The organism is Cupriavidus phytohabitans (genome assembly GCF_017815025.1).
GTDB lineage: Bacteria > Pseudomonadota > Gammaproteobacteria > Burkholderiales > Burkholderiaceae > Cupriavidus.
On record NZ_JAGIQB010000076.1, the window covers coordinates 1 to 18,723 of the forward strand.

The following is an 18,723-nucleotide window of genomic DNA, read 5'->3' on the forward strand; positions in this document are numbered from 1 at the left end:
GTGAAAAATAGCGAGCCCTTCAGCCTTGTAGAGGCAAGCTTCGCTTTTTGCGCGGCTAGTACTTCAGCAGCCTGTTAAGGCTGTCGCTCATCACGCCTCCTCGCTATGTGCCTGGGTCTGCGTTCCCCCGGTTTACCCGTAGTAAGCAGCGGCGATTAATATTCGAATCCGGACCGTTTCTCTATAGAAACATTGACACACCACAATGCGCATACTCTGTGCGACATCGCTCACGGCGCCAGGGCCAAGCAGACCCGACGGGCGGTAGCGAACCTAGGTGACTACGTGACGGCATCGAAGCCGGCTTGCCCTCGGTCCCGTCTCCGGAATATTGCGTCATAAACCAGCTCGGGGACCGCTCCAAGGCCGGGGCAAACTGATGATCCTCCGCTGAGAGGCGAATGAGCCAAGTTGAAGACCTTCGGCGCGGAGAGCAGCCCGATAGTTATGTTGCACGGCAAACGTTTCACTCTCGCCATGGGACGTTTCCTCAATGAAACTTATATCCATGTTGGCGCGACCGGGAAGGTCTTGACATTTGCACTTTTGCCCATGGACTTGCCGTGCTGCGTTCTGTGCTGATGTTGATGCCCGAAATAGGGGGGCCCGGGGCTGCCGGGCATAAATTCCTAACGAGCGGTCGCTGTTCGCCGTGACCACGCGTGGGTTAGGGTAGCGAGACAAGAGCCAAGAGTCAGCGTTGTCCCTCTAGTGGAACGCTGACAACACGTGAGAATGCGCTAGCCTGGCCGTCGGGCCAGTTGGGGCAGTCGGCCGGGGGGTCATATTGTGAGCACAATCGCAACCGTTCCTTGCTTGCTATGCGCTGCACTGGCGCGACGTTGGCTGGATCCTAACGATCGTCCGCGTGGTACCCGTATATACCGCTGTGCTGCATGTGGCGGGCGATTTGCAGTCACTAGTGATGCTCTAGGTCTCATTGAGCAAGGGCAATGGAATGCTGCTGAACTGCTGGTCGCGGTTAGGCAGCATATTGCTGCGGGCGGCCTACCGCGTATCGAGCATGTTGACGGCAAACCATACGTGACTGCCATCGGCCGGCAGACATCCTGAACGCCCTCGCCGCGCAATAGGCGACTGCGCAGGCGCAGCGGATGATGCCGTGAATGCTTGATCTAGCCAGGGCAAGGAACCAAAGCAACATGATGGGCCCGAGGAACGCCCAGATCATGGCGGTGCTGTGGCGCAGGACGAGGCAGAGTGCGATCAGCACGCCAACTGAAATTGGCAGGACGGTGGTGCCCTCACCGTGGAAGTTCGCATCGAACGCCCGGCGTACCGTAAGGACGGCTTCCAGGGTACAACGGCCATACCGCCGCGCCTGCTCAATTAGAGGGGTTACAGAATAGCAATGGCCCCGAGTCGGCTGCTTTGACCACCCTAGCCAGGCAGTCGGCGCGTCAACTCAGTCTATTAGGGGTCTGGTTTAGTCACGGAAAAACTCGCGCTCGAAGCCGAGGTCCGGGTAACCCGGGAGCGTTTGCTGCTGGACGCGCCGGACTGAGTTCCTACGCCCCGTGGCAACCACGGGGTTCCATTGGCATGTTCCGTTGCTGACCCCATCAGCCAGGGGAGGGCAGCGTTTTATCCAAAAATAAACGGAGACACAAGTATGAGCCTGGATTCAACCCTCTGGCGCGGGAGTGCCGCCAGCATTGCCGCCGCGGTAAGAAAACGTGAAGTGTCGTGCCGTGAAGTCGTGACCAGCGTGCTGGCGCGCATTGAAGAGATCAATCCGCGCATCAATGCCCTTGCCGAAGTCCTTGCGGAAGAGGCGCTCGCAAGCGCCGATGCCGCCGATCGGCTGGTGGCGGAAGGCGGGCCGCTTGGTCCGCTGCATGGCGTGCCTGTCACCATCAAGATCAATGTTGACCAGGCCGGGCACGCCACCACCAACGGGGTCGTCGCCATGCGCGATCACATCGCCCATGAAGACGCACCAGTAGTGGCGAACTGGCGCAACGCCGGCGCCATCATGGTGGGACGCAGCAACACGGCCACATACTCGTCTCGCTGGTTCACGGACAACGCGGTGCACGGACGCACGCTGAACCCCTGGCATCCCGATATCACACCCGGAGGATCCAGTGGCGGTGCCGCCGCCGCAGTCGCGAGCGGCATGGGCGCTTTGGCCCACGGCAACGACATCGGCGGCTCGATCCGCTACCCGGCCTATGCCTGCGGCGTGGCCGGCCTGCGGCCAACCACTGGCCGGGTGCCAGCCTTCAACCCCAGCGCCACGGTGGAACGCAGCATTACCCCGCAGATGATGTCGGTGCAGGGACCGCTTGGCCGAAGCATTGCAGATTTGCGAATCGGGTATCACGCCATGGCGCGCTACGATGCGCGCGATCCTGGCTGGGTGCCCGTTCCCCACGAATTCCCGGCGTCCGATGTGCCGGTCCGGGTTGCGCTGTTCAAGCGTTGCCCCGGGATTCCGCTCGATCCCGCGGTCGGCCAGGCATTGGATAGCGCCGCGTACTGGCTGAGTCAGGCGGGATACGAAGTCGAGGAAGTTGACCTGCCTCACTTCGCGGAGGCTGCCGAACTGTGGCGCGTCCTGATCAATGACGATAGCCGCCGCAGCATCATTGCCGGCGTCGAACAGCATGGCGATGAGGCCATGCGGCGCAGCCAGGCCTATATGCTGGCCGGCATGCGCGAGACAGATCGTGACGGATTTCTCGATGCCCTTGCGCGTCGCCAGACTTTGGCCAGAAGCTGGTCGATCTTCCTGCAGCGCTATCCGCTGGTGCTGTTGCCGGTTTCCTGGCAGTTGCCGGCGCGGCAGGATGAGGACATCGCGGGACTCGAGCAGGCCAGGGCGCTGATCGACGCGCAGAGTCCCTTGCTGGCCACGGCCATGCTCGGTGTACCCGGCATTTCGGTGCCGACGGGTCTTGCCGAGGGCATCCCCGTCGGCGTCCAGCTGGTGGCATGGCGCTTTCGGGAGGACCTGTTGCTTCAGGCGGGCCAGGTTATCGAAGACGCCGCCAATTTCACGCCATTGACCGACCGGCAAGCCCTGTAACCAGATCGAGAATCACCATGACTTTTCGTACCTCGGCATCAAACGGCTTGTCGCGTCGCATCTTTCTTGCGTCCGCCGGCGCCGGACTGCTCAGCGGCATGCTGCCTGCCGCCTGCCGCCTCGCTGGCTCAGGCCGTTGGCCGCATCATCGTGCCGTTCCCTGCGGGCGGGCCTGCCGACTTCATGGGCCGATTGCTGGCCGAAAAACTGAAGGATCTCCTTGGCCGCACGGTCATTGTCGAAAACCGTCCCGGTGCGGGCACCCGGGTCGCGGCCGAGTTCCTGAAGAACTCGCCGGCCGATGGCAACACTGTATTGCTTGCACCGGTCGATCCCATGTTCATCGGGCCCCTGATCTACAGCAACATGCGGTATGACCCCCCCGTGGATTTCAAGGCCCTCACCGATGTCACCGGCGTCCAGTTCGGCATCGCTGTAAACGCCGCTTCGCCGCACAGGAACCTTGGGGATTTCATCCAGGCAGCCAGGGCCCGCCCGAAAGAGCAGGCGATCGGGATCAGCACGGTCGGTACCCTGCTGCATTTCCTTGCGGTCGAGTTCGTGGCGCAAGCGCGTATCGGCAGTACTCTCGCACCCTATCGCGGAGGCGGCCAGCTTGTGACGGAACTGCTTGGCAACCAGATCGCGGCCGGCATGGATGCCACGACGACGTTCCTGGAACACCATCGCGCCGGCAAGCTGCGCGTTCTTGCCGTGGCGGGCGAAAAGCGTGCCGATGCCCTGCCGGACGTGCCCACCTTTGCCGAACTCGGCTTCCCGAATCTCGTCGCATCGTCCCGTTACCTGCTCTACGTCAGGTCGAATACGGCGACCGATGCCATGTCGCAATGGTCACAGGCGGTACGCAAGGCGCTCGCGATGCCCGATGTAAGGGAAAAACTCAATCGGACCGGCTACGATCTCTTGTCCGGTTCGTCAGCGGAGGAGGTTGCCAAATACTCGAATGGACTGGCTGCACGCTGGGCACCTGTCATCAAGGCGTCTGGATTCAAGGGGGATTGACCGACACGGTGGTGGTCGACGCGCGGTCATTGGTGATCCGGTGCATCGCCAAGCAGCAGTAGTGCTGCGATTTCATCCGGACTTGGCGTGTGGCACCCCTTGATCGGGTCAAAAGGGAACTGCGACGGCTGATCCGTGTACCGGCCACGGAGGAGATGAGAACGGTAAGGGAGAGGTCGGTGCGAGGCCGCGCTTGGCGGGGCCAAGCGACTTCGCCGCGGCGTATTCACCAGCGCGCCGGAACTAGTCCCGCAATTCACGAGTACATCACGAACCATAACTCCAAGCACATCTCACAGACATAGTGACGATTCGCCTTAAGGAAAGATGCGTTTCGACGCCAGCTAATCCGTTGGCAGTCAAAAGTCTCGCGACACCATGACGAGTTTGGAACGCTATTAGTGAGGGCGCGCCACAAAGGTTATACTGCCCGCTTCACAACTAACGGATATAGACGTGGCCGCATCAACCAAAGCAATTACTCGGACGAGCGCAGTTTCCAAAAGCAAGCCTGCCGCAAGAAAACTGACAGCACCGACGAAAAAGGCGAGCGTGCTCGCACGTGAAGCCCAGGCAGCGAAGAAGCGTCTGCTGAAATTGCGCGCCGACACGAAGAAGGCAATCGAAGCGGCAAAGCGCGAGGTCGCACAGGCAACGGAAGCCGCGAAGTCCGCAGCTCGTTTCGAGAAGCAAGCTGCAAAGGACAAGCTCGCGGCAAAGAAGGCAAAGGCTGCGGGCGCAAAGAAGGCAACACGCAAGGTTGCCGCCAAGGTGGCGCCGCGTAAGGCAGCGGCCGGTACGAAGGCCTCGCCGAAAGCTGCTCCGCAGGCCGCAGTGAAAGCCGTGCCGAAGAAGCGGGCTGCCGCAAGGAAAGTGGCTCCAACTGTCGCGGCAACCGACGCTTCGGTGTGATCGTTGCCTTCGACCGGTACGGTACTTCGCCAACCGGTCGATGACGAAAGAGGGCGCACAGCGTGCGCCCAGCCTAATGCTCGCCTGGACCGCACATCGAGCCGATTCGCTTCAGCAAATCAATGCCGTCACGATCGACCTTCATTCCGCCAGTCCTGCTTTAGCTTCGCCTGGCGCAAATTGGTTCCTCGATGGGTACGACGAGATCGTACGCGAGCAGCTGCAATGGCACAGGGTGCGGACTTCAAGGTAGAATCTCGCGCGCCGCTACAGGGCCGGACGCCGTGTTGGTCGCAGGCAGCGGACTCATAATCCGCCGGAGATATCCCACCGTGGGTTCGAATCCCACCCGGCCCACCACCACGCTTGCGTCTGCCGTTACTGCTCGATGAGCTGCGATTTATCCAGCTGACTGGCGAGGCGCTACTCGCTCCATATCGCGTCGACATCCCTCGTAAGATGTCCCGCGAGAATGTAATCCCCGAGCTGCGCCGCTTTTGCCTCCAGGCGCTCCAGTTCACTGGCAGGCAGATCGCTCAATGCAAATTGACAGTAGAGATTGCGCTGACGGAACGTCTCCTTCCGCCGACTCAGTCCAGCAGCAAGCGCCGCCGGGGTGTTGACCGCGATGCTCTCATGGCCGCGATACTGGACGCGTACCCCACGCTTATCCCCCAGCCGGCCAAGTTCAACCGCATCTTGCCAGCCAGTCTCGTAATCCAGATCCACGACTGTTACTCCCGCCGTTTCCAGGAGCTTCAGCGCCTGCCCTTTGGTGCCAGCTCGAGCTATCCCCATCTTCTCCTCCAACGCTGGCAGGGCTTGCGCCGGTTCGCGCACTTCATAGCCCAGGCCTCATGTTGCGTCGCAAAATTGTAATCGGAATTCGTCGACTTTGGTCCAAACGAGGCCCAAAAGCTGAAATGCTGGAAGGGAGATAGAAGCAATCCCGCTGCCGTTAAAGCGCTCAGAATTAGCGCGCGGAGAGCAGGTATCGGTTCTCGCCAAGTACTTCGTCAGGCAGGTGTTGCATGTCAGATTGCCTGGAAGCGAGCGATTGCATCCTGTACTGGCTCTCATTGGTGGCAACAGCCTTGTGAAAACCTGAATCAGGCATACGCGTCGCCCGCAAGGAGGCTGCCTTGCCTTTCAACTAAGGTAAGGGGCATTCCGGTTATCCGGTCCTTCTCGCTCATGCCTGGGGAGTGGCACACAGCCGGTCAATAGTTCTATGTGCGTCCAGATAGCGCTGTTCACATTGGTCATCGCATGGCGCTTCTCATAGCAGCGCGGCGATGCCTAGTCATTTTCCAGCATTGCCTCTAGGTTGCTGGTGATGATTTAGAGCCTTCACGCTTTTTGACCGTTCATAATCCGGAGAGATGTAAATTGTTCTGCCATAAAGTTTCAAATGGTATTAAACTGCCTTCTATCTGATCTCTCGAGGAAAGGAAAACAGTAAATGGCAACCTACAAGGAACTGATGGCGCAGAAGGCCGCCCTGGAAGCTCACCTGGAAGAAGTACGTGCCAATGAAGTCGCATCGGTCATCGAACAGATTCAGAATCTGATGGCCGAATACGGGCTGACTGTCGACGACATTACGAAGCGCCGTCGTGGCCGTCCGGCAGGCAGTGGCACAGTCAAGGCGAAATCGGCGCTGCCCCCGAAATACCAAGATCCGAAGACCGGCAAGACGTGGTCCGGCCGTGGTCGCCAACCGGCCTGGCTGGGCAAGAACCCCAACAAGTTCCTGATCGCAGAGGCGGCGTAATTCAGGCCCTCGCCCGTCCGACAGCATTGCGTCCAACCCCTGCATCCGACTTATACCCTAAAGGCACATAGTTAGCGGGTAAGTCACCAGAGGGTTAGTCAGGGTGGTGTTTTGAGAATCAAAGCCTTGCGATGTATAAATACATCGTAATGCACCGAAACATCCAAGCGCCGGCGACAACGCCGGCGCTTTTTCTATTACGTGATTCGTACGTCGGGGGCCTTGGTGGCGTTCCCTTTGAGCATGTTATGTCTCGGGCAATGCCTCCCACTCCTCCCCATCATCATGAATGGGATGGGTATCACTCACCACAGTCAACGGCTTGCCACGATGGGACAGCGCAAATCGCGATATCGCGCCGGCTTGCCCTTCGGGCATAGCTTGGCAGTCCGGACCTAATGCCCCTACCCACACATAGCGCCCGGATTCAAGGCAGGCAAGGTAATAAGCCACACTCATGTTGTCCTCTCCTCCTTTCATTTTGCTTCGCCTATGCAAGCACTTTTCGAATCGCTCGCGCGAACCCCACCTCAAACACTTTCCGGCCACGCCCGTTGACGATTTCACCGTGGCTGCCTTCGCGAAGGCCCTGGTTTTCGAGATAGTCGGCCGACACTGCTTTCCATAAGGCTTCGCGCTCTGACGGCGTGAGTTGCGCGGACGGGACGAGCACAGTCACTGGCTGCGTTCCAGGCGCGGCCGCGATGGTTGCGCCCAGTGGACGCCGGTCCACAGTCACCTGGGTGTCGGCCTTCAGGACGTTGAGTTGCGCCTTGAGTTTGTCCCGCTCGGCGATGATGGCCTGCATGATGGAGCGAATGGCCGGGTCCTCAATGCGCATCAGGTATTCGTGGCTCGCTAGCGTCTTCGGCGGCTTGGGCGCAGGCGGCCCGGCGTAGGCCGCCCAGGCTTCGATGAGTGTTCGATAGTCAGCGGACTGGGCGTTGTAGAGCACGCGGCCCTTCATGATGCCTTCGCCTTCGGCCAGGCGACCAATGGCGGGCAGCGAGAAGTCGCGCGAGCCGGTCTCATGCTGCCGACGGCAAATCTCGTGCAGCTTTGCCAGGCCTGCACGCCGGTTCGAGCGCCCGCCCTTGGCGAGCAGCGACTCCAGGACCGCGTCGGGGTGGATGTCCGTTTTCCCATTCATGCTTCATCTCCCGTGAGGGCCTGGTACCCCGCGGGAAACGCCCGGATGCGATCCGTCCTGGGCAGCAGCGAGGCGAGGTCCATATCGAATTGCTGACTGAGGCTCAAGCCTGCATCCATGAGGCGAATCACTTGGCGCTGGCCCAGCGCGGGATTCGCTGGGTTCATCTGCTGGGCCAGGCGGCGCATGAAGGCGTTGCCGGCGAGCAGTTGCTCCTGTTCACTCAACAGCATGAACACGGGCGGCAGGTCATCGCGGTAGAGCACCGCGTCGAGCAACTGGCTGCGGCGGAACACCGCCTTGCCAGGTTCGAGGTCGGGGTAGACCTCGACGTTTTCGCACACGCCGGCGAGTTGGAGTAGTTCCGACTCCGTTTCCTCGAAGGCAGCATGCACGTCGCCCATCGTGCCGGCAGCCACCAACTGCGTGCCGTCCCCTTGCGAGGTTTCGCGGGCTGCCTTGCAGCGTTCGATGAGACGCCAGCACGCCACCAGGTCTTCGGCGAAGTCGCTGAAGCGCTTCATGGCACTCTCCCACACTCGCTCGGCCTGCCGGTAGGCTTCCAGGCGGGCGAATGGCCGGCCCGCGTCTTCCGCATCCGCCTTCTGCTTCTTCAGGACCTGCAGCTCGCTTTCCCGAGTGAGACAAGCATTGCGCGCCTCATCGAAGTGATAGGCGAGCGTATTGAAGTGGGCGGCCAGCGCCGGCAGGTGATGCGGCTCGGTCACGAACCAGCGGCAGCGCACGCAGTTGCGGCTGCCGCCCGAAACGGGCCCGTACTTGGGATTAGAAGCCGAACCAAGGTTTGGCCCGCCGTTGTAGCAGCCGCCCACGTTGCCGTTGTCCTCGACCTCGCTGGTGTTGCCGCCGACCAGACACAGGCCGTGGTGCATCGGCATCCAGCCCACCGAGTTGCGCGCGGCCGGATGCTCGGGGATGGCGGCGGCGAGGCTGGGTACGCTGTTGCAGATGGCCTGTTGCAGGAGTTGGTCGTGCTCGGTGTCGAGCAGGAAGTTCTGGATGCGGGCTTCCTTGTTCGCCTCCAGCCGCTCGGCAGCGCCGCGCAGCACGTCGTGGATGTGCGACGCGCCGGGCTTCGTGTAGTAGAGAGTCATCAGCAGGCGGCTGTGGCCGACGAGTTTTTGCAGCACGGGGAATGGGACCTGCCCTTCGAGGGCCAAAGCGGTGATGAGCGAGACACGCAGGCTGTGCAATGGGAAGAGGGTCGTCTGTCCGCGGTTCTGTTCTTCCGGCGGCGGGAGGAATCGAATTGGTGCGCCGTTGCGATGGGTCTCGCCCCGGTCGGCGAGTCGCTGTTCCAGTGCTCCCAGCAATGCGAACCAGCCACCATCCAGCCCTCCGTTGCGGATAGGCAGATGACGCTCGCCGTCTCGCGCTTCCGGCATCCTGAAGAGGAAGCATGTGTCTGCGTAGCTAGCGAGTTGCACCTCGCTCTTCGCCTTGATGTGGCGACCGTCCAGTTCCGTCCAGGCCGTGCGCCGCGCGACGGGGTTGTACTTCTCCTGCCAGTTGCGCAGCTTCTCCAGCCAGTAGCAGACATCCTGATGCACCGGTCCGCCGAAGGACCACGGCAGGACATAACCCTTCTCGGGACCGGACCTGGCGATGTCGGCGGTCTTGTTGGTGTTGATATAGAGGACCGTAGAAACCGCGCCATCGGCGAGCGGGTCGCTACGACGAAACACTCCCTGTTGCAAGGGACGCCGTTCACTGCCCTGCGCGAACTGGCTCGAATTCAACGCCCAAGTCCCGGCGGCGTAGCGCCAGGTATCGGCTTCGCCCGAATCGAGCACGCGGACCTGGAAGGTACGCAGCGGCAGGATGAGTTTCACAAGCAGCGCCACCCAACGGGCTGGGCTCCACATTTCCAGGCGCGTTCCGTTAGACATCTGGCGTACACGCCAGACACAATCGGAGTCGCTCCGGTCAACCCGGTCTTCGGTCACCTCGAACCAGTCGGGCCCGCCCCGGCCCCGCTGTCCAATTTCGGCCCCCAGCGCACGCTGTGCCCACTGCCAGTCGCGGAAGTGCGGTCCCGCCGCTAGCATCTGCCGCAGTTCGTCGATGTAGCCGTACGGCAGCGGCGAATGCACGCTTTCGTCCCTCAACGTCCGCACCCCGGCGTCAGATAGGCGGGGTACCGGGTTGCGAAAAGCGGGAGACACCACTGGCTCGCTGTCGTCGTTGGCTTCGCTGAACTCGCGCAGCAGCACGAATTGCAGGAAGGCGCGAATGTGGTTGTTGTACGTGATGCCCTCCTCTGAATCAGGGCAAGCGGTCCGGTAGAAGTCGGGCAGGACCGTGGTGCGTGCCAGGAGCACTGCGGGGTCAACCGGCAGGCCCTGCTGGATGAGGTAACGCTCGAAGAATGCCGACAAGGCATGGAGCCTCTTGTGGACACCCCTGGTTTCGCCTTTCAACCACTCGACCGCCAAGGCGCGCCAGGCAGCGAGCTGCGGATAGTTCCGCTCGACCCAGGTGAGGTTCGTGTCCACGTCACGTGCCATACCCTTCTCGTTTTGGGGGGAAGTGGCAGCCCCGGGCGCAGTCATCGTCTTCTTTTTGGCCATGAGGATTCCTCAGTGGTTGAGTTCGATGCCGGGCAGCACCAGCCGCTCGCATGGTTGTGGCCCGGCGTACTTGTCTCGCAGCCGCTGCGCGGCTGCTTCGAGCTCCGCCTGGGTCTCACGGGTGTTCGGCTGTGTGTAGACCTCCTGGCTCTGCAGCGAGCTGTGATGCATGAAGCGGCGGATGAACGGCTTGTCGACGCCGGCGTTTTGAAGTCGCCGGCCGTAGGCGTGGCGGTGACCGTGCGGCGTCGTGCCCAGCGTCTTGCTCACCGTGAGTCCGATGCGCTCGCAGGCGGCGGCGTGCGCCTTGTTGTACTGGGTGAGCGTGTACATGGCGCCGACGGGCTCGCGATTCAGGTTGATGAAGGCAAAGGGGTGGTGACGCTCGAGACGGGCGACCTGTTCGACGTAGCGGTGCCAGATTTGCAGGAACCACTCGCCGTACTCGGGCACGAACCAGTACGCCTGCTTGTAGAAAGCCGCATCGTGCGTGCCGCCCTTCCAGCCGGCGTGCCGGCGGTCCATCAGCTCGGTGCGGGGCACGAGGCCGAACCGGTGGACGAGGTATTCCGCTCGCTTGCCTTTGCGGGGTCGTCCTCGCTCGTCCCGCCAATCGGCGGGGGCGGCACCGTGGCTTGGGTGGTGGATGAGGACCTGGGCCTGGCGCGGGTTGGCGGGGTTCGGGAACACATCGGGGATGTAAAGGTGGAAAGGCTCCGATTCGCGGAAGCCCGCGCCGTGCAGCAGCAAGGTGACGAGCATCCCGCGATAGTCGTAGCGCCCGGCTGGGCAGAATCCCTTGACCAGCAGTTCCTCGAAGCGCTCCTCCGGGAATGCCGGCGGGTCACGCTGTTCGACCTTGGGCAGGCGTCGACCTCGCACACGATGCCCGGTCTCGGCGGGGGATGCGTTCGCCGCCCAAGTGTGCCCAAGGAAGGCCTGGCTGCGTCGGTACTGGTAAGCCGCCTCGTCGGTCTGTCGGTCGAAGGCGCCACCCGCATAGCGGGGATTCACCTTGGCCGCCTCGGGTCGCATTTCGCCGAGCCAATCGAAGAAGTCAGAGAGATGGGTGATGATGTGCGAGGCATCCTGCGGCGAGCGTGGCGGCCAGCATAAGCCGCTGGGGTCGAGCCCGGTCTCCCGGTCAAAGGTCCCGGTGTAGAGCCGCTGGGCGAAGTTCTGGAACAAGCGGTAGGTGTCGCGCTCGGCTGGGTTGGTCTGAAGGTACTCGAGGAACATCCGCACCGAGCGATTCACCTTCGTCATCCACGTCAGGCTCCGGTCGTGGCTGCGATGGAGGTAGTAGTCGAGCAATGGCTCCAGCACGCCGGCTGGCGTCAGGAGGGCGGGCAACTCCGTATAAACACCCGTAGCGTCGGTATAGACGCGGGCCTTCACGGTCACGAACATGCTACGACCTAAATACCCAGGCTTCGCAGGAGCGCAGTGGCGCTCTTGAAGTCGAGGTTATGCAGGTGCATGGCCAAATCCACGGCACCACCTCCGCCACGGGCACGCCGGGTGTCGTAAAACTTGGGCCCTTGAAGGAGCAACTCAAAGTCGCGTCCATCTACGCTGACCTGGAAGCGCTTCGTATCGTGGGCGCTGACCGGCTCGTAGGTGCTATCGACTTTCGCGCAGCATCCCAACCTCTCCAGCACTCCAAGCGCATCGAGCGCCCGTCCAGCGCTCAAGAGTTAAGTTATCCACAGCCCGACGCCTCATCTGTCCCTCCCCCGGACCCCCACCGGCTACTCGGCTTTCAAAGAAAGCCGAGCTACTCGAAACAATCTGTGCTGCGATGTACAACGCTCGTTTTTCTACATGACATGTACATTTAGGGCATAGCTTCCCAAAACCCAGGGCAAAAAAACACCCCTCTGTCAGGGGTGTTGGGGGTGAGAGCCACCTATCTAGCCCTAACTATGTATTAATAGTTGGGGGGAATAAGCATGCAGGGGTTTTCTTTTCTGAGCAAGCGCCAAGTCATTCTTGCAGGGAACCAAGGCTAGACCTGGCGTACGGATGGCTGGCTAACTTCCGCTGTCTGGACTTACCCTAAAGCCCAACAACCACGCGCCGCACACTTGTTTTGGGTCGACGTATTCGCCAATTGCGTAACTGGCGAAAGCTTAAAACCCGCGCTGCCGTGCCTCCATGGAGCGCGCATGTTTATCGGCATGCGTGCCCTCAACCGCCAAGGCGAAGAGTGGCCCGGACCCAGCAGCCTTCCCCGGTATTCCTCGATGAACCAAAAGAAAACCCTCGGCGTGAGAACGCCGAGGGCGGAGCGTCTGCTGGCGGGTCGCAACCACCAGCGTAGTGATATTGCCATCGGGCGATCCTTCGCTTCCATCCCCCGATGTAGGGGATGCCCACGGCCCGAGCTCTCACGTGATTGCGAAGCGGATTTTATATCACATCTTGATGTGAACAGCCGTAGCGACGCGTCCGTGCGAGGACCACTCAGTTCTTTCGATGTTTTTGGCACTCTTGGTATTTTCCCGAAGTTGTCTTTACATTGCCTTCCCGGAATAATCGCGCCCTCAGCCACCGCCGAGCAGCGGCAGAAAGGGGTTGTTGTCCACAAGTAAAGGAGTCCACGTGTTTCGCTTCGAGTATGGAACGAGCAATGTCTATGCGCAGCTTGGCTTCGCTGACGCAGATGAAATCCCGCTTAAGGCGGGCATTGTGCGGGACATCACCGAACGGATTCGGGGGCGTGGACTGACGGTTTGCCAGGCCGCCACCCTCGTGGAAGCATCCCAAGCGGATCTGCTCCTGGCCCTTTGCGGCAAGTTCCAAGCTTTTCGCGCGACAGAGCTACACGGCTGGCTCAAGCGGCTAAGCTAGCCCGCTAGCGGGGGTGATCGTGCTTCCGCTGAATAATGATACGCCGGCGCGAGAAATCCTCTTTGAAATCAACAGTTTGTGCACAACGACAATTCCGCGGAAAGCTCTTTGCACAACTCGTTGATACAGAACGGGCTTTCTTGCTGAAACCGTGTCAATCAGCACCGAAAGCACCATCACCCCATCAAGGCTTACAATCTGAATATCACTCGCGCGTTGTTTCTACAGGGCGGTGCACCGCAGCGCTACATTGAAGCGCTGCGTATTAGCTTGTTTCTTTCAGCGAGTTCGGCAGATGTCCGTCAGGCGATTCTTGCCGGGCACGCGGCAGGCCAAGTCCTCGCCGGCACAATGCCTGTCGACACGGATTCTGATGAGCTACGCCTTGCATTTGGCTTTGATAGGGTCATTGCCGATGATGCTGCCGAAGCGGTCTTCCACGCCGGACAGCTAGATGCCTTCCATCGCCATGAGCAACAGCTCATAGATGTTCCACATAGTCCTGGTCCGCTGGCACCGTTCCTGAAAAAGCTGGCCACCATCCAAGCGGCGGAGCGTTACCTTTCCGCAAACGATCCTCCCTTCGGTGGACACTGTCGACCTCAACCTGACAGGTGGGGGGGTCATCATGGAAATCGATATCCTTGGCATCGATCTCGCCAAACGAGTGTTCCAGCTGCATGGCGCTGACCACCGCGGACGGCCCGTACATCGAGCGAAGGTCTCCCATGGCTCGCTCCTGGAAGCAGAGATCGCTACGCGATGCGTGTAGCGGCCCAGTAGTCCAGGACGTGCCGGGGGCCGCCGAACGGCTCCTTAGCATAGACGACCCACTCTGTGTGGCGCGGGCCGACAAGATGGCCGAGGATGGTTCACCCGCGTTCTTTCAGCGCACCCTGGGTCACGAAGCCGGCCATAGCTTTGCCTACGTGCACAAGCTGGAGCACCGGCCGGCCTATCGTATGATGAATTTTCTGGTACGAGAAGTTCGCAACCCAGTCAACCGGTTACGTTCCTGTCGTCCCCGCCCCTTAGCATTGCTGCGGGGACGGAAATAGCATCTGTATTAGAAATTATGGCGGATGCCGACAGCTGCGCCGAACATCGAGCTGTGTCCGGTCCCGAGGAAGTATCCGTTAATAAAGCTGACTGCGGACGTGTCGAAATTCAGCCCGGCATTCTTTGAATACGCGGTGGTCAGATAGATGTCAGTCCGCTTGGAAAGGCGGTAGTCGGCAATGAAGGAAACCTGCCACGGGTTCTTCATACTCCTATCGCCAAATTTCTTGATGTCGTCGTAGTAGTAGGCCAAGGTCAGCTCAATTGCCCGAGTGAGATTGTAGTTGGCGCCCGCCCAGTAGAAGTCATCACGCAGAACCGTTGAGCCATCGGCACCCCTGCTCTGACCCCAGCGGTAGCCAGCCATCAGCTTGGCGCGCCCGTCGAAGCTGTAGCTTGCGGCGACGGCGGCTTTCTTGAAGCTACCAGTGTCGCCCGCCGTGGTCAGCGTCGGGTTGTACTGGTTGTACCCGACGGTTGCGGAAAAGGGGCCGGAATCGTACGTCAATGCGGCGCCATAGCCGGTGTCGCGACGAAACTGCCCAGGGACTTCGCCGTTGCCGAGGAACCCATTGCCAAACGACCAGTTGGCGCTTGCAGTCAGCGGGCCGAACACTCCGGTGTACTTCAATGTGTTGTCAGAACGGAAGTCCATGCCGATCTGTGCCACGATCGGTTCATACTGCGTTGAGAAAGCTGTCGGCGAGAAGTTCGCCAGTGCGTCGAACCAGCTGATGTACTGTCGACCAAAAGTGAAGGTACCAATCCCCTTGTTATCGAAGCCGATAAAGGCCTGGCGACCAAACAGGCGCCCCCCTTGCTGCATCATGCCATTGTCCACACCGAAGCCGCCTTCCAGCACAAAGATCGCGTTCAGGCCGTCACCCAGATCTTCAGTTCCCCGCATGCCAAAACGAGAGCCCGACAAGCCGCCCGAGTTCAGGCGGTAGAGGCTTGTGCCGGGCCCGGTGGTAAATCCGTTTTCGACGGACGGAGTCACGGTCGAGAAGTGATTGACATACTCGAGGTTGGCGTCAACCCCTCCATACAGCAACACACCGGATTGAGCCTGCGCACCGCCACAGGCAAGGCAAGCGCCCAGCGTCAGCGCGGCATTGCGGCATTTGATTCCATACGTTGATTTCATTCCTGTCTCCTTTTCGTGGTGAAGTCTTCTGGCATGAGGGGACGCCTCTTATGGGCGTGTTCATCCATTCGCCCTGTTCGTGTCGAAACGGGCGGCCTGGTCGGAACTGCTACTGAGAGGGCAAGAGCCGCACGGGCCAGCGGTGGACGTACTACGCCGGAAGGTCCGTGCAAGCGGGAACACCGCGGCGCGTGAATGCACGCTGACAGCACCGCAACAGCGTGCTGTCAGCGGTCAGCTCGAGTGCCTCACGCGCTACGAGGGCGAGCAGACTCGGCCGATCATGGTTGACCGGGCGAGGCTTCCGCGGCGAATGGAGTTAGCCGAAGCCTGTCGATTTCTGTTGAGCTGTCATGGCTTCCGTCGCGTCAGCCAACGTACAAGAAGCAGGACTAGCGCGGTCGCGGTAATCAGAACGGTCGCCACTGCTGTGATGGTCGGTGTGATCTCCAGCATCAAGTCGTTGTACATCTTCTTCGGCACGGTGTTAATCGTGCCCGCGAGAAACACGCTCACGATGACTTCGTCAAAGCTGATCACGAAGGCAAAGATCCAGGCTGCGGCCAGATTGGGCGCCAGCGTCGGCAACACCACCCGTCGCATGGTCTGTGACCAGCTCGCGCCCAGGCTCCATGCCACCTGTTCCATGCGGATATCGAAGCTGCGGACCGCTGTGTTGAGAACCATGACCACGAAAGGAATAGCGAGCAGGGTGTGTGCGAGAACCAAGCCCGTGATCGTGCCGAGCAGATTCCAGCGCGCGTAGAAGAAATACAGCGCGATGGCGATAATGACGCCCGGCAAAATCAGCGGCAGCATCAGATTCGCTTCGGCCACCGCGCGCCATCGCGGTTGCCCGCGACCCAGACCATAGCTCGCCAGGCTTCCGAGCATGACTGCCGCACTCGCGGTCAGCGTCGCGACCAATGCGCTGTTGGAGAACGCATCAATCCAGTCATCATCCGACAATAGAACCTGAAACCATCGCAGTGACCATCCCGGTGGCGGGAAGGTGAGGGCGTTTGCTGAAGAGAGTGACATGGGTAGCACGATGGCCACCGGGATCAACAGAAAGCCGAGGGTCAGCAAAGCCCAGATCCGGAGCCATAGCGCAGTCGTTATACGTGCCCCATTCATGATGTTGTCTCCGTCATTCGATTCAGGCGAAGGAAGACCGCAAAGACTGCAAGCGCAAACGCTAGCAACGCTGTTGATATGGCGGCCGCCAGCGACCATTCCGACGTCTCGTTGATCAGCGTGTCGAGCAGATTGCCGAGAAGCGGCACCTTGCCCCCGCCGAGAATGGCCGGGGTAATGTAGAAGCCAAGGCTGAGCATGAATAACAACAAGGCGGACACCCCCAGTGCGGGCAATGACAAAGGGAAGAAGACCCGCCAGAAGATCTGCCGCCTGGATGCGCCCAGTGACGCCGCCGCCCGCAGGAGGCGATCATCGATACGCAACATGGCGGTGAGCAGGGGCAACACCAGAAAAGGCAGGAGTACATTGGCCATGCCAATCGTGACGCCGACTTCTGAGTACAAAAGCGTCAACGGCTCGCGGATCAATCCCGTGGCGAGGAGAGTCCGATTCACCAGGCCCGCGTTTCCCAGGACAACAATCCACGCATAGGTGCGTACCAGGATGCTCACCCAGAATGTCATCAATACCAGCGTCATCACCGCAGCGCGACGGCGCTCCGGGAGTCCGCGCATCCAGTACGCCAGTGGATATCCAAGCAGGACGCAGACAACCGTAGCGATCAGGCTCACGCGCAAGGTGTCCACGAAAACGCGAAAATACGCTTTCGTCGTCCACGCTTCTTTGAAGTACTGCAGGGTGAGGCCAGCACTGCCGTGCACCGACTTCGCCAGCAGGCCGCCCAATGAGTAATCAAAGACGATCAGAAAAAGGGCCAGGAGCGGTAAAGCGCGCCAGCCGTTTGCGTCAGGCATGATTCGATGCCAACGGGAGGAGGACATAGTAGTCATGGTGCGACCGTGGGGCGTTCAGGCGTACAGGCGTTCAGGCGTTGAGAAGGAAGTTCGACCAGATCTTGTTCACTTCCGGCCCGTTCTTCTGCCACCATTGGGCGTTCTGTTTGAACTGGGCTTGTAGGTTGGCCTTCGCAGTAGGGAAGGACTGGAACGCCTTGGCGCCCAGGAGTCCTTCAAGTTGCGGGCTATTGCCACTCAGAGGCAACACCTTTGCCGCGACCATCTGATTCTTCGCGACAGTCACTTCATGCAGAAACTTCATGGCCAGGTCTTTGGTAGCGGGGTCCTGCCCGCGCGGTACGACAAGCCAGGCAATGTCGTACATGCCTTGATTGAAGGTTGAGCGAATTCCCGGCTCCCTTTCGATACCGGCCGACCAGGTCACCGCATACTGGACTTCGTTGTCCTTCAGTAGTTGAAGCGGTTGTGTACCAGTTTTCCACCACACCGAGACATGGCTCTTGATGCTTTCTAGCTTCCGCATGGCGCGATTCACATCAAGAGGGAACAGTCTGTCCAGTTCCACTCCGTCAGCCAGTAAGGCGAATGCCAGCGTGTAATGCGGATAGGCAGACATGCATCGCTTGCCAGGAAAACGTTGCACATTGAAGAAGTCCGCCCATGTCTGCGGAGCCTTGTTGCCCTCGCGCCAGGCCATGACCGTGGAGAAATACTGATAGCCCATGCCGTAGTCATCGCGGGCCTCTGGGAACATCGGGTCCGGATTGATCGCCGCCCAGTCGAGCTTCTCCAGCAAGTTGAGCTCGCGTGCTTGTGCCAGGGTCGACGAGCCAAGCTCGAACAGCGCGGCGTTGATACGGCCGCTCTCCACCATCGCACGCAACTTGCCCAGGGACGAGGGCGCCTCGCGAATCACGCGCACGCCATACTTCTCGGTAAAAGGTGGAATGTAGGCCGCGGCGATGGATTCACCAGTGGTCCCGCCGGAATCGATAAGGCGAATGCTCGTGGATCCTGCCGCAAATACCTTGGGAGAGGCTACGATCAGGGAGGCTGCGGGTGCGGACAGCAAGAAGTCGCGACGATTCATGGAACGTTCTCCAGGGAATGGGATGTGTGTCGGGCCGTTAGGGATGGTCTGAAAAACCTCTGCCAACGGAAGGGCGGCAGAGACGTTAAATGAGGATCACGAAAGCTGCATGAC

15 protein-coding genes, 1 tRNA gene and 1 pseudogene are annotated in these 18,723 nt (G+C 60.4%); 7 read left to right on the top strand and 10 right to left on the bottom strand.

The features are described 5' to 3' along the window. Window positions 1–982: 982 nt before the first annotated feature. Window positions 983–1,351, bottom strand: a complete 369-nt coding sequence (locus J8I34_RS34980) for a KUP/HAK/KT family potassium transporter (RefSeq protein ID WP_209808011.1) — start codon at window positions 1,349–1,351, stop codon at window positions 983–985. A gap of 282 nt (window positions 1,352–1,633) precedes the next feature. Here J8I34_RS34980 and J8I34_RS30895 point away from each other — a divergent pair, with 282 nt between their 5' ends. From J8I34_RS30895 to J8I34_RS30910, 4 genes are all read left to right on the top strand, one after another. Next, a complete protein-coding gene (locus J8I34_RS30895) occupies window positions 1,634–3,052 on the top strand; it encodes an amidase family protein (RefSeq protein WP_209808012.1) in 1,419 nt (472 codons plus the stop codon). A gap of 66 nt (window positions 3,053–3,118) precedes the next feature. Beyond that, the gene (locus J8I34_RS30900; RefSeq protein ID WP_245176266.1) at window positions 3,119–4,075 is read left to right on the top strand and encodes a Bug family tripartite tricarboxylate transporter substrate binding protein; all 957 of its coding nucleotides are present in this window, start codon (window positions 3,119–3,121) and stop codon (window positions 4,073–4,075) included. A gap of 456 nt (window positions 4,076–4,531) precedes the next feature. Then, window positions 4,532–4,987 (top strand): hypothetical protein, encoded by a 456-nt coding sequence (locus tag J8I34_RS30905; protein WP_029047132.1) that lies wholly within the window; start codon window positions 4,532–4,534, stop codon window positions 4,985–4,987. 272 nt (window positions 4,988–5,259) lie between these two features. Continuing rightward, window positions 5,260–5,347 (top strand) — tRNA-Ile (locus J8I34_RS30910). Window positions 5,348–5,410: 63 nt separating this feature from the next. On the opposite strand, the gene J8I34_RS30915 is transcribed toward J8I34_RS30910, so the two are convergent. Further along, window positions 5,411–5,785 (bottom strand): PHA-granule associated protein 4, encoded by a 375-nt coding sequence (locus J8I34_RS30915; RefSeq protein WP_209774956.1) that lies wholly within the window; start codon window positions 5,783–5,785, stop codon window positions 5,411–5,413. A gap of 664 nt (window positions 5,786–6,449) precedes the next feature. Here J8I34_RS30915 and J8I34_RS30920 point away from each other — a divergent pair. Continuing rightward, window positions 6,450–6,761 (top strand): H-NS histone family protein, encoded by a 312-nt coding sequence (locus J8I34_RS30920; protein WP_029047130.1) that lies wholly within the window; start codon window positions 6,450–6,452, stop codon window positions 6,759–6,761. Between the two features lie 490 nt (window positions 6,762–7,251). Here the strand turns inward: J8I34_RS30920 and gmtX are convergent, their stop codons facing one another. The 3 genes from gmtX to gmtY are packed head-to-tail and all read right to left on the bottom strand — an operon-like array spanning window position 7,252 to window position 11,912. Beyond that, a complete protein-coding gene (gmtX, locus tag J8I34_RS30925) occupies window positions 7,252–7,911 on the bottom strand; it encodes a gamma-mobile-trio protein GmtX (RefSeq protein ID WP_209807994.1) in 660 nt (219 codons plus the stop codon). Next, entirely contained in the window at window positions 7,908–10,502 is a 2,595-nt protein-coding gene (gene gmtZ, locus J8I34_RS30930) for a gamma-mobile-trio integrase GmtZ (RefSeq protein WP_209807996.1), read from the bottom strand. Before gmtZ ends, gmtX begins: the two co-directional genes overlap by 4 nt. A 9-nt stretch (window positions 10,503–10,511) precedes the next feature. After that, a complete protein-coding gene (gene gmtY / locus J8I34_RS30935; RefSeq protein ID WP_209807998.1) occupies window positions 10,512–11,912 on the bottom strand; it encodes a gamma-mobile-trio recombinase GmtY in 1,401 nt (466 codons plus the stop codon). Window positions 11,913–13,106: 1,194 nt separating this feature from the next. Here gmtY and J8I34_RS30940 point away from each other — a divergent pair. After that, complete coding sequence (locus tag J8I34_RS30940) at window positions 13,107–13,355, top strand: XRE family transcriptional regulator (RefSeq protein WP_029047129.1); 249 nt, start codon at window positions 13,107–13,109, stop codon at window positions 13,353–13,355. A gap of 216 nt (window positions 13,356–13,571) precedes the next feature. Then, complete coding sequence (locus J8I34_RS35565) at window positions 13,572–14,045, top strand: 5'-nucleotidase (protein ID WP_371748175.1); 474 nt, start codon at window positions 13,572–13,574, stop codon at window positions 14,043–14,045. A gap of 48 nt (window positions 14,046–14,093) precedes the next feature. On the opposite strand, the pseudogene J8I34_RS30950 reads toward J8I34_RS35565, so the two are convergent. The 5 genes and pseudogenes from J8I34_RS30950 to J8I34_RS30970 all read right to left on the bottom strand — a co-directional run. Beyond that, window positions 14,094–14,215, bottom strand: a pseudogene (locus tag J8I34_RS30950) (transposase); the annotation flags it as partial. A 206-nt stretch (window positions 14,216–14,421) separates the two neighbouring features. Further along, window positions 14,422–15,561 carry a porin gene (locus tag J8I34_RS30955; protein WP_209808001.1) on the bottom strand — a complete coding sequence of 380 codons (1,140 nt, stop codon included), beginning with the start codon at window positions 15,559–15,561 and terminating at the stop codon, window positions 14,422–14,424. A gap of 351 nt (window positions 15,562–15,912) precedes the next feature. Beyond that, window positions 15,913–16,650: an ABC transporter permease gene (locus tag J8I34_RS30960; RefSeq protein ID WP_209808003.1), complete on the bottom strand. Its 738-nt coding sequence runs from the start codon at window positions 16,648–16,650 to the stop codon at window positions 15,913–15,915. 44 nt (window positions 16,651–16,694) lie between these two features. Then, entirely contained in the window at window positions 16,695–17,516 is an 822-nt protein-coding gene (locus tag J8I34_RS30965) for an ABC transporter permease (protein ID WP_051320466.1), read from the bottom strand. 70 nt (window positions 17,517–17,586) lie between these two features. Beyond that, the gene (locus tag J8I34_RS30970) at window positions 17,587–18,609 is read right to left on the bottom strand and encodes an extracellular solute-binding protein (RefSeq protein WP_209776092.1); all 1,023 of its coding nucleotides are present in this window, start codon (window positions 18,607–18,609) and stop codon (window positions 17,587–17,589) included. Window positions 18,610–18,723: the final 114 nt, after the last annotated feature.